Origin of the sequence: Streptomyces sp. NPDC002467 (assembly GCF_042889825.1) — a bacterium.
In the GTDB taxonomy this organism is placed as follows: domain Bacteria; phylum Actinomycetota; class Actinomycetes; order Streptomycetales; family Streptomycetaceae; genus Streptomyces.
On record NZ_JBIARJ010000004.1, the window covers coordinates 540,535 to 555,663 of the forward strand.

At 71.5% G+C, this 15,129-nt stretch carries 8 protein-coding genes and 1 riboswitch; of the genes, 3 read left to right on the forward strand and 5 right to left on the reverse strand.

Annotation, left to right across the window (positions count from 1 at the left end; translation table 11 throughout):
* Positions 1-213 precede the first annotated feature (213 nt).
* A riboswitch (cobalamin riboswitch) is annotated at positions 214-292 on the forward strand.
* Between the two features lie 53 nt (positions 293-345).
* A complete protein-coding gene (gene cobN / locus ACFYYJ_RS12045; RefSeq protein WP_389131267.1) occupies positions 346-3,990 on the forward strand; it encodes a cobaltochelatase subunit CobN in 3,645 nt (1,214 codons plus the stop codon).
* Between the two features lie 189 nt (positions 3,991-4,179).
* On the opposite strand, the gene ACFYYJ_RS12050 is transcribed toward cobN, so the two are convergent.
* A complete protein-coding gene (locus tag ACFYYJ_RS12050; protein ID WP_385121297.1) occupies positions 4,180-4,401 on the reverse strand; it encodes a hypothetical protein in 222 nt (73 codons plus the stop codon).
* 374 nt (positions 4,402-4,775) lie between these two features.
* Between ACFYYJ_RS12050 and ACFYYJ_RS12055 the strand changes: the two genes are divergently transcribed.
* Together ACFYYJ_RS12055 and ACFYYJ_RS12060 are read left to right on the forward strand one after the other, a co-directional pair.
* A complete protein-coding gene (locus ACFYYJ_RS12055; protein WP_385121294.1) occupies positions 4,776-6,770 on the forward strand; it encodes an ABC transporter ATP-binding protein in 1,995 nt (664 codons plus the stop codon).
* A 112-nt stretch (positions 6,771-6,882) separates the two neighbouring features.
* Positions 6,883-9,099 (forward strand): germacradienol/geosmin synthase, encoded by a 2,217-nt coding sequence (locus ACFYYJ_RS12060; RefSeq protein ID WP_389131271.1) that lies wholly within the window; start codon positions 6,883-6,885, stop codon positions 9,097-9,099.
* Between the two features lie 9 nt (positions 9,100-9,108).
* Here ACFYYJ_RS12060 and ACFYYJ_RS12065 read toward each other — a convergent pair whose 3' ends face one another.
* The 4 genes from ACFYYJ_RS12065 to ACFYYJ_RS12080 form a co-directional block, all read right to left on the reverse strand.
* Positions 9,109-10,347 carry a GNAT family N-acetyltransferase gene (locus tag ACFYYJ_RS12065; protein ID WP_389131273.1) on the reverse strand — a complete coding sequence of 413 codons (1,239 nt, stop codon included), beginning with the start codon at positions 10,345-10,347 and terminating at the stop codon, positions 9,109-9,111.
* Between the two features lie 74 nt (positions 10,348-10,421).
* Positions 10,422-11,660: a YncE family protein gene (locus tag ACFYYJ_RS12070; RefSeq protein ID WP_385121287.1), complete on the reverse strand. Its 1,239-nt coding sequence runs from the start codon at positions 11,658-11,660 to the stop codon at positions 10,422-10,424.
* A 129-nt stretch (positions 11,661-11,789) separates the two neighbouring features.
* Complete coding sequence (locus ACFYYJ_RS12075; RefSeq protein ID WP_389131275.1) at positions 11,790-12,983, reverse strand: XdhC family protein; 1,194 nt, start codon at positions 12,981-12,983, stop codon at positions 11,790-11,792.
* Between the two features lie 70 nt (positions 12,984-13,053).
* Positions 13,054-14,517: an NCS2 family permease gene (locus ACFYYJ_RS12080; RefSeq protein ID WP_385121283.1), complete on the reverse strand. Its 1,464-nt coding sequence runs from the start codon at positions 14,515-14,517 to the stop codon at positions 13,054-13,056.
* Positions 14,518-15,129: the final 612 nt, after the last annotated feature.

Consider the following 15,129-nt stretch of genomic DNA (forward strand, 5'->3'; position numbering starts at 1 on the left):
CCCGCCGCCTCTGTGTGGTTTGCGGTGTTGGTTGTTTTGGGGTGTGTGTTGGGGGCCCCCCCCCCCCGCAACGGCGCCGCACCCGACCCCGCACCCAACCCCGCCCGCCCGCGCAGCAGACGCACCCCCACCTCGCCCGGCCAGGGCAAAGCCCCCCTAGGATGACCCCCGGCGGCGCCAGACGGTCCGCCATCGCCGAGGACGGCGACATGGGAGGAAGCCCGGTGCGAATCCGGCGCGGTCCCGCCACTGTGAACCCCGCGGAGCGACCCGCGGGGTGAGTCAGGAACTCCCGCTGTCCTCACTGCCCGGGGCGCGGAAACCCCGAGGAAGGCCTGCCGCCGCATGATCCTGCTGCTGTCGACGTCCGACACCGATCTGCTCAGCGCCCGCGCCGCGAACACCGCCGCGAACACCGCCACCGCCGCCGCCCCGGACGAGTACCGCTTCGCGAACCCCTCCCGGCTCCCCCTCGACGACCTCCCCGCGCTCCTCGACGGGGTCGACCTGGTCGTCGTACGCCTCCTCGGGGGCCTGCGCGCCTGGCAGGACGGCCTCGACGTCCTCCTCGCCCCCGGCCAGACCCGTCCCGTCGTCGTCCTGACCGGCGAACAGGCCCCCGACGCCCAGCTGATGGAGGCCTCCACGGTCCCCATCGGCATCGCGGCCGAGGCGCACGCCTACCTCGCGCACGGCGGCCCGGCCAACCTCGGCCAGCTGGCCCGCTTCCTCTCGGACACGGTCCTCCTCACCGGCCACGGCTTCGAGCCCCCGGCCGCCGCCCCCACCTGGGGCCCCCTGGAGCGCACGTCCGAGCAGACCGACGGCGCCGGCCCGGCCATCGCGGTGCTCTACTACCGCGCCCACCAGATGTCCGGCAACACCGCCTTCGTGCACGCCCTCTGTGACGCGATCGAGGCCCAGGGCGCCCGACCCCTCCCGCTCTACGTCTCCTCCCTGCGCTCCCCGGAGCCGGAGCTCCTCCAGGCCCTGGAGTCCGCGGACGCGATCGTCACCACCGTCCTCGCCGCCGGCGGCACCAAGCCCGCCACCGCCTCCGCGGGCGGAGACGACGAGTCCTGGGACGCCGGCGCCCTCGCCGCCCTCGGCGTGCCGATCCTCCAGGCCCTGTGCCTGACCGGCTCCCGCTCCGCCTGGGAGGAGAACGACGAGGGCCTGTCCCCCCTCGACGCCGCCACCCAGGTCGCCGTGCCCGAGTTCGACGGCCGTCTGATCACGGTCCCGTTCTCCTTCAAGGAGCTCGACGAGGACGGCCTGCCCGCCTACGTCGCCGACCCCGAGCGCGCCGCCCGCGTCGCCGGCATCGCCGTGCGCCACGCCCGCCTTCGCCACACCGACCGCCGTGACAAGCGGATCGCGCTGGTCCTCTCCGCGTACCCCACCAAGCACTCCCGCATCGGCAACGCGGTCGGTCTCGACACCCCGGCCAGCGCCGTCGAGCTGCTGCGCACCCTGATCTCCCACGGGTACGACTTCGGCCCGGCCGCCGAGATCCCGGGCCTGGTCTCCGGCGACGGCGACGAGCTGATCCGCGCGCTCATCGAGGCCGGCGGCCACGACCAGGACTGGCTGACCGAGGAGCAGCTGGCCCGCAACCCGGTCCGCATCCCGGCGGCGGACTACAAGCGCTGGTACTCCGAGCTCCCGGCCGACCTCCGCGAGAGCGTCGAGGAGCACTGGGGCGAGGCGCCCGGCAACATGTTCGTCGACCGCTCCGCCAACCCGGAGGGCGACATCGTCCTGGCCGCCCTGCGCCGCGGCAACCTGCTGATCCTCATCCAGCCGCCGCGCGGCTTCGGCGAGAACCCGATCGCGATCTACCACGACCCGGACCTGCCGCCGTCGCACCACTACCTGGCGGCGTACCGCTGGATCCAGGCGGCGGCCGCCGACGGCGGCTTCGGCGCCGACGCGATGATCCACCTGGGCAAGCACGGCAACCTGGAGTGGCTGCCGGGCAAGAACGCCGGCCTGTCCGCCTCCTGCGCCCCCGACGCGGCCCTCGGCGACCTGCCCCTGATCTACCCGTTCCTGGTCAACGACCCGGGCGAGGGCACCCAGGCCAAGCGCCGCGTCCACGCCACGCTCATCGACCACCTCGTCCCGCCGATGGCGCGCGCCGAGTCGTACGGCGACATCGCCCGCCTCGAACAACACCTGGACGAGTACGCGCAGATCAGCGCCATGGACCCGGCCAAGCTGCCGGCCATCCGCGCGCAGATCTGGACCCTGATCCAGGCCGCGAAGCTCGACCACGACCTGGGGCTGGCCGAACGCCCCGACGACGACGGCTTCGACGACTTCCTGCTGCACGTCGACGGCTGGCTGTGCGAGGTCAAGGACGCCCAGATCCGCGACGGTCTGCACGTCCTCGGCGGCGCTCCGACCGGCGAGTCCCGCGTCAACCTGGTCCTCGCGATCCTGCGCGCCCGCCAGATCTGGGGCGGTACGACGGCCCTCCCGGGCCTGCGCGAGGCGCTCGGCCTGGACGAGTCGGCGGCCACCCGTACGTCGGCGGACGCCATCGAGGAGCAGGCCCGTGCCCTGGTCCTGGCGATGGAGGACGCGGACTGGTCCCAGGACGCGGTGGCCGCCGTCGCCGCCGGCCACCCGCAGTCGGTCGCCGACGTCCTCTCCTTCGCCGCCCGCGAGGTGGTCCCGCGTCTGGCCGGCACCACGGACGAGATCGCCCACGTGGTCTCGGCCCTGGACGGCAGGTTCGTCCCGGCGGGCCCCTCCGGTTCGCCGCTGCGCGGCCTGGTCAACGTGCTGCCCACCGGCCGCAACTTCTACTCGGTCGACCCGAAGGCCGTCCCCTCCCGCCTCGCGTGGGAGACGGGCCAGGCCCTGGCGGACTCCCTCCTCGCCCGCTACCGCGCGGACCACGACGACGAGTGGCCCGCCTCCGTCGGCCTGTCCCTCTGGGGTACGAGTGCGATGCGCACGGCGGGTGACGACGTGGCCGAGGCCCTCGCCCTCCTCGGCGTCCGCCCGGTCTGGGACGAGGCCTCGCGCCGTGTCACCGGCCTGGAGCCCATCCCGCTCGCGGAGCTCGGCCGCCCGCGCATCGACGTGACCCTCCGCATCTCGGGCTTCTTCCGCGACGCGTTCCCGCACGTCATCGGCCTCCTGGACGACGCGGTCCGGCTCGCCGCCTCCCTGGACGAGCCGGCCGCGGACAACTTCGTCCGGGCCCACGCCCAGGCGGACCTGGCCGTCCACGGCGACGAACGCCGCGCGACGACCCGTATCTTCGGCTCCCGCCCCGGCACGTACGGCGCGGGCATCCTCCAGCTCATCGACTCCCGCGACTGGCGTACGGACGCCGACCTGGCCGAGGTCTACACGGTCTGGGGCGGTTACGCGTACGGCCGGGGCCTGGAGGGCCGCCCGGCCCGCGAGGAGATGGAGACGGCGTACAAGCGCATCACGGTGGCCGCCAAGAACACCGACACCCGTGAGCACGACATCGCCGACTCGGACGACTACTTCCAGTACCACGGCGGCATGGTGGCCACGGTCCGCGCCCTGCGCGGCACGGCCCCCGAGGCCTACATCGGCGACTCCACGCGCCCCGAGACGGTCAAGACCCGCACCCTGGTCGAGGAGACGTCCCGCGTCTTCCGCGCCCGTGTGGTCAACCCCAAGTGGATCGAGGCGATGCGCCGCCACGGCTACAAGGGCGCCTTCGAGCTGGCCGCGACGGTCGACTACCTCTTCGGGTACGACGCCACGACCGGCGTGATCGCGGACTGGATGTACGACAAGCTCACGGAGACGTACGTCCTCGACCCGGAGAACCGCGCCTTCCTGGAGGAGGCCAACCCCTGGGCCCTGCACGGCATCGCGGAACGCCTCCTGGAGGCCGAGTCCCGCGGCATGTGGGAGAAGCCGGACCCGCAGATCCTCGAATCCCTCCGCCAGGTCTACCTGGACACGGAAGGCAACCTGGAAGCCGAAGCGGAGTAGTACCGCCCTGGACGCGGGCCACCTCACCACTGCCCGCACCCTGCTCTCCGCAACGCGGACCGTCCCCCTCGCCCACCGGAAGGGCGAGGGGGACGGTCTTTTCGCAGTCGTGTCCACGGACCCCGAATACGCGGACCGCATCGCGGCACCCTGATCCGGGAACACCGCGAACCGCACGCGCCCGGCCGACTAGACCTTGACGGTCTGGTTCAGCGCCACGAGCGCCTGCGCCCACCGGGCGTACTTCAGCTGCCCGAAATCGGCGACGGTCTTCACGCCGAAGGCCTGCGCGAGCAGTTCGCCGTCCTTGTCGCTGACGCCCTTGAGCGCGGAAACGGGAGCCGAAAGCACCTCGGAGAGGGGCTTCTCGGCCCACGCCTTGTCGAGCACCTTGTCCAGATCGATAGCCATGAGTGTTCCCTCCCGGAACGCCGGAACCACAACACGGACAAACTAACCTAATCCGACAATCGCCCCGTGCCCCGACACCCCGGGACACGCCCGGGCGCCGACACCTCCGAGCCGGACGCAATCCCTCGAAGGGGGGCATCACCACCTCCGGGTGGTTCGAACGCCGTGTCACGGGGCCGGGCCCGGGCGCCGCTTGGGGTCGGCGGTCGTGGCGCACGTGTGTGCGGGAGGTCGTTCCCCGGGGGCCGTGACGCCGCTCTGAACAGCCACGTTCTTGCGGCGTCAGTTCGTGGCCGTGGCAGCTCGGGAGGAATCTTGCGATCCGTGCGCGTACATGTGGTGTTCGACCGGGCATGGGGCGGGGGTGGCCGCGCATGAGGCTGCTCCGCAGGCCCGAGAAGGTTCGACCCGCCGTCTCCGAGAGCGAGCGTCGGCTCTTCGGCGGGCCGTTGCGCTACGAAGCCGGCTGGACCGAGCACGAATACGCCCAGTTGGAGAGCCGGCTCCTCACCACCCTGCGGGCCATGCCCCGCATGGTCCGCGGGACGCTGCGGCTCGCCTGGGAGTGCGACCGGCGGGCGCTGCTGACCGTCGCGGTCGCCGAGGCCGGGCAGGGGGTGACCGCCGCCGTCGGACTGCTCGTGCTGAGCGACGTACTGCGGACCCTGTTCGGCGCGGGGAACCCCGGCGACCGGCTGTACGCCGCCGGGCCCGCGCTCGCCGTCGGGGTGCTCGTCGCCGTACTCGGCGCCGTCCTGGCCTCGCGGTCGACGGCGGCGGCCGGGCGCCTGGAGCCCAAGGTGGAGCGGGCCGCGCACGAGCAGTACCTGAAGGCCGCCGTGGAGGTGGAACTGGAGGCCATCGACGACGGGGAGTTCCGGCGGCTGCTCGACAGCGCCCAGTGGGGTCCGCCCTCCGCGCGCCGGACGGTCGGTGCGTGCGTGGCCACGCTGGGCGGGGTCGTCTCGCTGGTGGCCACCGGCGGGGTGCTGACGGTGCTGCACCCGCTGCTGCTGCCCATGCTGGTGCTGATCGCCGCCCCGCGAGGCTGGGGTGCGATGCGGGTGGCGCAGCGCCGCTACCTGTCCATGATCACCTGGGTGGAACACGTCAGGGCCGCCCGACTGATCGGTCAGCTGCTGGTCTCCCGTACGTCGGCCCCCGAGGTACGGGTGCACGGGGTCGGTCGCCATCTGCTCGGCCACTACCGCAACATGGGCGAGCACGCCGAGGGCGAGGCCACCCGCCTCGCCAAGGACAAGGCCGCCACCGAACTGCTCGCCGCCGCGCTGTCCGGGGTGGCCGCGCTGGTCACGTACGGGGCGATGGGGGCGCTCATCGTCACCGGGCGGATGGACCTCGCCGTCGCCGGTACCGCGGTGATCGCGGTGCGCACCGGGTCGGCGAGCCTGGGCGCGCTCGTCGCCACCACCAACACCCTGCACGAGGAGTCCCTGTACGTACGGGACCTGGAGCGGTTCGTGGCCGAGGCGGGGCGGCGGGCGATTCCGACCGGCGGGCGGGCGCTGCCCGAGCGGCTCCGCGCCGTACGGCTCGACGAGGTCTGCTTCCGCTACCCGGACCGGGAAGAGCCCGCGCTGTCGGAGGTCTCCCTCACCATCGAGGCGGGCACCGTCGTCGCCCTGGTCGGGGAGAACGGGTCGGGCAAGAGCACCCTCGTCAAACTCCTCGCCGGCCTGCACCTGCCCGACTCCGGAGCGCTGACCTGGGACGGGGTGGACGTGAGGGACGCCGACCGGGAAGCGGTCTTCGACCGGGTCGCCCTCCTGACCCAGGACTTCGAGCGCTGGCCGGTGACCGCCCGCACCAACATCGCCATCGGAAGGCCCGGGGAGGAGGATCCGGACCGGGCCGTGGAGCAGGCCGCCGAGGTGGTGGCCGCGGCGCGCTACGCCGGGGCCGACCGGATCGTCGAGAAGCTGCCGCACGGCTACGAGACCCTGCTCGCCCGGGTGTTCCGGGGCGCGTCGGAGCTGTCGGGCGGGCAGTGGCAGAAGTTCGGCCTGGCCCGTACGCGCTTCCGCGACGCCCGCGTCATCGTCGTGGACGAGCCCACCTCGGCCCTGGACCCGGAGGCGGAGATCGCCGCGTTCGAGTCCATCCGGGGCCTGGCGGGGCCGGAGCGGGCGGTGGTCCTCGTGACGCACCGGATGTCCGGGGTGCGGTACGCCGACGTCATCCACGTGCTGCACGAGGGGCGGCTCGTCGAACAGGGCGGCCACGAGGAGCTGTTGGCGCTCGACGGGCGGTACGCGGCGATGTACCGGATGCAAGCGGAGCAGTTCGGCCGCCACCCTTCTATCCCACGACAGGCACACGAGCGGCGGAAGGACACATCCATCACCTGATGAAGTGAACTTCCCCTTATCGCGGCGGCCGTCGGGGTAGGGCCCTGCTGATCTCGTGCGGGGGCCGGAGCGAACCGGCCCCCGTACCCATGAGCGAAAGGCCCCGCCTGCTGTGACGCAGCCGTTCCGACTGCCCGACTTCTACGTGCCCCACCCGGCGCGACAGAACCCCCACTACGAGGCCGCGAGGGTCCACACCAAGCAGTGGGCGCGCGACTTCGGGATGCTGGAGGGTTCCGGCGTCTGGGAGGAGCGCGACCTCGACGCGCACGACTACGCGCTGCTGTGCGCCCACACCCACCCCGACTGCGGCGCCGACGCGCTGTCGCTGGTCACCGACTGGTACGTGTGGGTCTTCTTCTTCGACGACCACTTCCTGGAGACGTTCAAGCGGACGAAGGACCGTGCGGGTGCCCGGGAGTACCTCGACCGGCTCGCCGCCTTCATGCCGATGGATCTCGCCCGGGGGTTCCCCGAGCCGACGAATCCCGTCGAGGCGGGGCTCGCCGACCTGTGGGCGCGGACCGTACCCGCGATGTCGACCGACTGGAGGGAACGGTTCTCCGAATCGACGAGGAACCTCCTCGACGAATCGATGTGGGAGCTGGCCAACATCGACATCGGGCGTGTCGCGAACCCCCTCGAATACATCGAGATGCGCCGCAAGGTGGGCGGCGCCCCCTGGTCGGCCGGACTGATCGAGTACGTGTCCGCCGAGGTCCCGGCGCGCGTCGCGCACGCGCGCCCCCTCGGGGTGCTGCGCGACGCGTTCTCCGACGCCGTGCACATCAGGAACGACCTGTTCTCCTACCAACGGGAAGTGACCGAGGAGGGTGAACTCTCCAACGCAGTGCTGGTGTTGGAGACCTTCCTGGGCTGCACCACCCAGGAGGCCGCCGAGACCGCGAACGACCTGCTGACCTCCCGCCTCCACCAGTTCGAGCAGACGGTCTTCACCGAGCTGCCCCAGCTCTTCGCCGACCACGCCCTGGACCCGGCCGAGGTCGCGGCCGTCCTCGGCTACGTCAAGGGGCTCCAGGACTGGCAGTCCGGCGGCCACGAATGGCACACGGTCTCCAGCCGCTACATGAACGAGGGCGCGAGGCGCACCTCCCCCGTCACCCTGCCCTTCCTCCCGAGCGGGCTCGGCACCAGCGCGCTGGACCTGCGGTCCGTCTTCGTCAAACGCTCGATGGAGCTGCGGCGCCGCTCCTTCACCCACGTCCCCTTCGAGCGGACCGGTCCCTCGGTCGTCCCCGAGATCCACATGCCGCACGAGCTGAAGCTCAGCCCGCACCTGGCCCGCGCCCGCGAGGAGTCGGTGGCCTGGTGCCGGGACATGGGCCTGCTGGAGCCGCAGCCGGGCGATCCCGGTTCCGCCATCTGGGACGAACAGAAGCTGCGCGGCTACGACTTCGCGCTCTGCTCGGCCGGCATCGACCCGGACGCCTCGCCCGAGGCCCTGTCCCTGAACGCGTGCTGGCTGAGCTGGGGCACGTACGCGGACGACTACTACCCGCTGGTCTTCGGCCGCGGCCGGGACCTCGCGGCGGCCAAGGCGACGACGGCACGTCTGATCGCGATGGCGCCCGTGGACCACGCCGGGCAGCCCGCGCCGGTGACGGCGATGGAGCGGGCGCTGTGCGATCTGTGGGTCCGCACCACGATCGACATGTCCCCGGGTCAACGCGCCGAGTTCCGCTCGACCTTGGTGGAGATGCTGGAGAGCTGGGTGTGGGAGGTCGACAACCAGATCCAGAACCGCGTCCCGGACCCGGTGGACTACGCCGAGATGCGCCGCCTCACCTTCGGCTCGCGCCTCACCATGTACCTGTGCCGGCTGAGGCACCAGGGCCGGGGCATCCCCGAGGGGATCTACGCCTCGGGGACGATCCGCTCCCTGGAGAACGCCGTCTCGGACGCCGCCTGCCTGATGAACGACATCTTCTCCTACCAGAAGGAGATCGAGGTCGAGGGCGATCTGCACAACCACGTCCTGGTGACCCGCAATTTCTTCGACATCGGCTATCCGGAGGCCCTGGGCATCTGCCATGCGCTGATGACGCAGCGCACGGAGGAGTTCGAGCACATCGTGGCGAACCAACTTCCCGTGCTCTACGAAGACTGGAAGCTCGACGCCGACGCCCGGGCCGCGCTGGACGCGTACGTCGGCGAGCTGGAGGACTGGCACGCCGGGATCCTCAACTGGCACCGCGGCACCCGCCGTTACCGGCCCGAGGACCTGAACCGTCTGCCCGACCCACTGTCGACCCGGATCCGGCAGCCCGGTTTCGGCATGTCGGCGGCCCGGATCTCCCTGCCCGCCTGAGCCGTCGCCTCAGAACTCGTCGGCGGTGTGCGGCAGGAGTCCGTTCCCCGTCGCCAGGGCCGCGTCCAGCGCCGCCGCGGCGCCGGGCGCGTACTCCCGTACGAGCCCGGCCGCGACGAGTTCGACGACCCGGGTCCCGCCCAGGTAGCAGGCGGCCAGTTCGCGCACGTCCAGGGCCAGGTCGGGGGCGGTGTCCGCGTGCTCGTACGCGGCCCCGCCCGGCCCCGCCTTCAGCCGGAACCGCCCGGCGTTGGCGGGCAGCCGTACGTCGTGCACCTCCAGTACGAGTTCCACGGGCGCGGCCCAGGACCGGGCGGCCAGTGCCGCCCCCACGTCGACCAGGCGCAGCCACAGCGCGGGGAACTGGGCGGTGACCCGGACCTGGTCCCGGTCGGCGGCGAAGTGCAGCAGCGGGTCGTCCACCGGCCGGCCCCAGGCGGTGACCTTGCCGGTGAGGTCGAGGGCGGCCACGCACTCCCACAGGGCGGCGGCCACCGCGGGGGTCTCGGCCTCCAGTTCCTCCACGCGGACCAGCCCCGGCGCGCGGACGGGCCGGGAGCTGTCCTCGGCCTTGGTGCGGTAGATCACGTAGCCGGCGATCGGCTCGCCCGGGTCGCCGAGGACGATGATCCGGGGTGGGCTCAACTCGTCGTCGTCCTCGGCCTGTTCGCACAGCCACTCCTCGCGCCAGCGGGCCGGGCCGCGGGTCGGGCGGCCGGCCCGCGCGGCTCGGGCCGCCTCGTGGAAGGGGGCGATCTCCGCGTGGGCCCCGGCCGGGTCGACGAGCCGCAGCGGGCGCGGGTCCGGGGCCAGGCGCAGGGCCAGCGGGCGGGTGGAGTCGATCTCGACGGTGACTCCGGTGGTGGCGCTGCCGAAGCCGAAGCGGCCGTAGATGGCGGCCTCGGAGGCCCACAGCGCGGCGATCGGGCTGCCCGTGGCCGCGGCGTATCCCAGGGTCTCCTCCATCAGCCCGGTGAGCACCCCGCGGCGGCGGTGGGTGGGGGCGACGGAGACGAAGGTGAGCCCGGGGCAGGGCAGGTCCGCCCCGGGCACCGAGAGCCGGAAGTCGTGCGCGGCCATGAAGCCGACCAGGGCGTCCCCGTCGTAGGCGCCGGTGCGGCGGCAGCGCGCCAGCAGTGCGTGGTGCCTCTCCCGCGCCTCCTTCTCGGGGCGATCGTGGAAGACCAGGTACGCGAGCTCCAGAGCGCGGTCGATGTCTGCCTCGGGTACCTCACGGATGTCCACCATGATCGCGAGACTAATCGGTCATCCCGGACCGGTCACACCAAAATGGCCTGATGTGCGCGTTTGGCCAATTCGAGTCAGCCGCCCGTCGGACCGGTCCAGCCGGCCGGGACGTGACCGAGACGGACGCGCTGCGGGTGGTCGCCCACCGGCACGGACACCCGCTTGGTCCCGGTGGCGAAGTCGATGGCCGTGATCCGGTCGGCGCCGCTCTCGGAGATCACGCAGGAGGTGCCGTCGCCGTCGACGGTGGCCCAGTACGGCTTGTCGGCGGGCACGAGCGGCCCCTCGGTGAGGGTGGCCCGGTCCACGACGGTCGCATAGTCGTCCATGGTGCCCGCGATGCAGAGCTTGGATCCGTCCGGGCTCATGGACATGCCGTGATGGCGGGAGTCGTTGACCCACTTGGTGCGGTCGGAGGTGGTGGCGGGGTTCGCGGGCAGCATCTTGAGGCGGGTGATCCGGTCCGAGGCCACGTCGTACTCCAGGAAGCCGTTCAGGAACGACACCTGGAAGTAGAACTTCGACTCGTCGGGGCTGAAGGAGACGGGGCGCACCGCGTCGGAGAGGTCGGGGCGGCCGAAGGCGTCCAGCCGCTCCCGCATGTCGATCACCCGGACCGTGCGGAAGGTCTGCGCGTCGACGATCGTGATCTTCCGATCCCCCTTCGTCCAGTCCAGCCAGGGCGCGTCGAGGGCGGAGGTCACGTCCCCGATGGCGCTGTTCCACAGGAAGCGGCCGTCGCGGCTGAAGACGTTCTCGTGCGGCTTGTCCCCGGTGGCGAAGGAGCCGACCTGCCTGCCGGTGGCGATGTCGAGGACGTGCACGGTGTTGGCGGTGGAGGCGGAGACCGCGACCTTCGTCCCGTCGGGCGAGACCGCCATGTGGTCGGCGCGGTAGCCGGCCACGGGGAAGCGCCAGTTCACCCGGCCGGTGCGCACGTCGATGGAGACGACGTCGGCGAAGCTGGGCCGGGAGGCGACCACGGCCGTGCCGTCCGGGGTGGTGTACATGTCGTCGACGAACTGGTCGTGGCCCTCGCCGGCGGTCTGCCGCACCCCGAGGAAGAAGGCGAGCTTGACGGGGTTGAGGTAGATCTCCCGCAGCCGCTCCGCCTTGTCGGGGATCACGTTGATCCGGCCGACCTTCGCGAGGTCTCCGGTGGAGGCGAGGACGTCGGCCGTGCCCTCCCAGTTGTTCCCGACGAAGAGCACCTCCCGCAGTCCGTCGCCGGGAGCCGCGGCGGCCGCCGGCACGGCGGCGGTGAGGAGGGTGGCCGCGGCCAGCACGCCCAGGGTTCGCAGGGTACGTATCATCCGCTCGGCTCCGGTGTGGGGGAAGGGATGGAGAGAGTGCCTCCTGTTACCGGCCGGTAAAATAGACGGAACGTCAAAAGGGCGCAACCCCTTGGGAGTTGCGCCCAGTCGTCGGCGAGAGCGGGTCCGTCAGGCGACGGACCCTATCCGGCCGGCCGCCTTCTTCGAAGGGTCGGGATGGATCGGGGTGTGCGCGCCCGCCAGGGACACGCCGCTGCCGCCGCGCCGGTTGGCGACGATCTCCGCGGCGATGGACAGCGCGGTCTCCTCCGGGGTGCGGCCGCCGAGGTCCAGGCCTATCGGCGAACGCAGCCGGGCCAGCTCCAGCTCGGTGACACCGGCCTCGCGCAGCCTGCGGTTGCGGTCCTCGTGGGTACGGCGGGAGCCCATGGCTCCGACGTACGCGACGGGCAGCCGCAGGGCCGTCTCCAGGAGCGGGACGTCGAACTTGGCGTCGTGGGTGAGCACGCACAGGACGGTACGGCCGTCCAGGTCGCCGCCCGCGGTCTGCGCCTGAAGGTAGCGGTGCGGCCAGTCGACGACGATCTCGTCCGCCTCCGGGAAGCGGGTCCTCGTCGCGAACACCGGCCGGGCGTCGCACACGGTCACGCGGTAGCCGAGGAACTTTCCGATCCGCACCAGGGCGGAGGCGAAGTCGATGGCCCCGAAGACGATCATCCGCGGGGGCGCGACGCTCGACTCGACGAGCACCTTGAGCGGCTCTCCGCAGAGCCGGCCGTCGGCGCCGATCTCCAGCACTCCGGTCGCGCCGGTGTCGAGCATGGCGCGGGCCTCCTCGGCCACGGCGCGGTCCAGCTCGGGGTGTCCGCCGAGGGCGGCGTCGGGATGGGGCCGGGCGGCGAGCGTGCCCTCGTGGGAGCCGTCCGCGCGGACCAGGACCGCTCCGCCCATCAGGCCCGCGGGGCCCGCGGCGACCCGCGCCACGGCCGCGGCCTCGCCGCGGGAGGCGGCCGCGAGGGCGGACGCGAAAACGGCCCGCGCGGGAGAACCCACGCGGACCGGGGCGACGAGGATGTCGATGATTCCGCCGCAGGTCAGACCCACGGCGAAGGCGTCGTCGTCGCTGTACCCGAAGCGCTCCAGGACGGTCTCGCCGTCCTCCAGCGCCTGGAGGCACAGGTCGTACACCGCGCCCTCCACGCATCCACCGGAAACCGAGCCGATCGCCGTCCCCTCGCCGTCGACGGCGAGGGCGGCACCGGGCTGCCTCGGGGCGCTGCCGCCGACCGCCACGACCGTGGCGACGGCGAAGTCACGACCCTGCCGGACCCACCGGTTCAGTTCCTCGGCGATGTCCAGCACGGCTGCCTCCTGGGGATTCGGCTTCCAGTATCGGATGCGTGGAGGGTCAGGTGGTGATCACTCCCCCGGCTTACTTGACGCCGAGCGCGGCCTCGATCGGGTGCAGGGCGAAGTAGACCAGGAAGATACCGGTGAGCACCCACATGAAGGCACCGACCTCGCGGGCCTTGCCCTGCGCGACCTTGATGGCGACGTAGGAGATGACACCGGCGGCGACACCAGCGGTGATCTGGTAGGTGAACGGCATGATCACGACGGTCAGGAAGACCGGGATCGCGGTCGCGCTGTCGGCCCAGTCCACGTGGCGGGCGTTCTGCATCATCATCGCGCCGATGACGACCAGGGCCGCGGAGGCGACCTCACCCGGGACGAGCTGGGTGATCGGGGTGAAGAAGAGGCAGGCGGCGAAGAAGAGGCCGGTGACGACGGAGGCGAGGCCTGTGCGGGCTCCCTCACCGACGCCGGTGGCGGACTCGACGAAGACGGTCTGGCCGGAACCACCCGCGATACCACCGATGGCGCCACCGGCACCGTCGATGAAGAGCGCCTTGGAGAGGCCCGGCATGCGGCCCTGCTCGTCGGCGAGCTTGGCCTCGGTACCGACACCGATGATGGTGGCCATCGCGTCGAAGAAGCCGGCGAGGACCAGGGTGAAGACGATCATGCCGACGGTCATGACGCCGACGTCGCCCCAGCCGCCGAACTCGACCTTGCCGAAGAGCGAGAAGTCGGGCATCGAGACGGCGGAGCCGGAGAGGGTCGGGGGACCGTTCTTCCAGGCCTTCGCGTCGATGTCGACGACGGCGTTCAGGATCGCGGCCAGGACGGTGCCGCCGACGATGCCGATGAGGATCGCGCCGCGGACCTTGCGGGCCTGCAGCATGAAGATCGTCAGCAGGGTCACGCAGAAGAGGAACACGGGCCAGCCGGCGAGCTCACCGACCGAACCGAGCTGCACGGGCGGGCCGAACTCGGGGCCCTTGCCGACGAAGCCGGCCTTGACCAGGCCGATCAGCGCCACGAAGAGGCCGATGCCCATCGTGATCGCGTGCTTGAGCGCGAGCGGAATCGCGTTCATGATCATCTCGCGGAGGCCGGTGACGACCAGGAGACAGATCACGACGCCGTACATCACGCACATGCCCATGGCCTGCGGCCAGGTCATCTGCGGAGCGACCTGCGAGGCGAGCACACCGGACACGGAGAGACCGGCGGCGAGCGCGAGCGGCACCTTGCCGACGAAGCCCATGAGGAGCGTGGTCAGGGCGGCGGCGAAAGCCGTGGCCGTGATCAGGGCCTTCTGGCTCATGGTGTCTCCGGCGACGTCCTTGCCGGAGAGGATGAGCGGGTTGAGCAGGAGGATGTACGCCATCGCCATGAAGGTCGTGATACCGCCACGAACTTCATTGCCGACGTTGGACCCTCTGTGGGTTATGTGAAAGTACCGGTCGAGCCAAGAACGCCCGGCGGGGTTCAGAGAGCCGTCACCGGCTTCATCCGCACTGGTCTTGGGCTCCACAGACGACTGGGTCATGGTGCCTAACTCCCAAGGTTCAAAGGGGCACCCGCAAGAAGATTGAAGACGCGGGATTTGGGAAACTGCGTTGGCTGCACGACCCGGGGTGACGGCCCGAGGCGACGCGAGATTTCATTGCGTGTACTGCGGGTAGTGCGGGGGTGACCCGCTGGTACTACGTGTTTTTTTGCAGGGGTACTGCCAGGTTGAAGGGACCGCGAGCGGTGCGGCACTTCGTGTTGCTCCGGGCGGTGCGGCGGCAAGTGTGACGTTCCCGTGTCACACCGCCCGGAAGTTCTCAGGGGGTTCCGGGGGCCTGTCGGCTCCCGTACCGCTCCGTCCTAGAAAATCCCGGTGAGGATTTCCGGACGGCCACCCACGATCGACGCGGCTGGTGGGCTCTCTGCCTGGGCGGCGAGTGCCTCCTCCCAGCCTGTGGGGCGAAGGAAGTCCATGAGCGGCTCTCTTCTACGTCATCGGGGCGTTCACTTCAAGCCAGGAAGCCGGCGCCTCTCGACTGGTCGTTCACGTGTTGTTAATGCGGTGTGGAGTCAGTACACAAGCCGCGCGTCCCCCGAGTGCAGTCACCGAAACCATGAAGGAGTTGGCTGAGGGGCTCCCTCGTCTTGT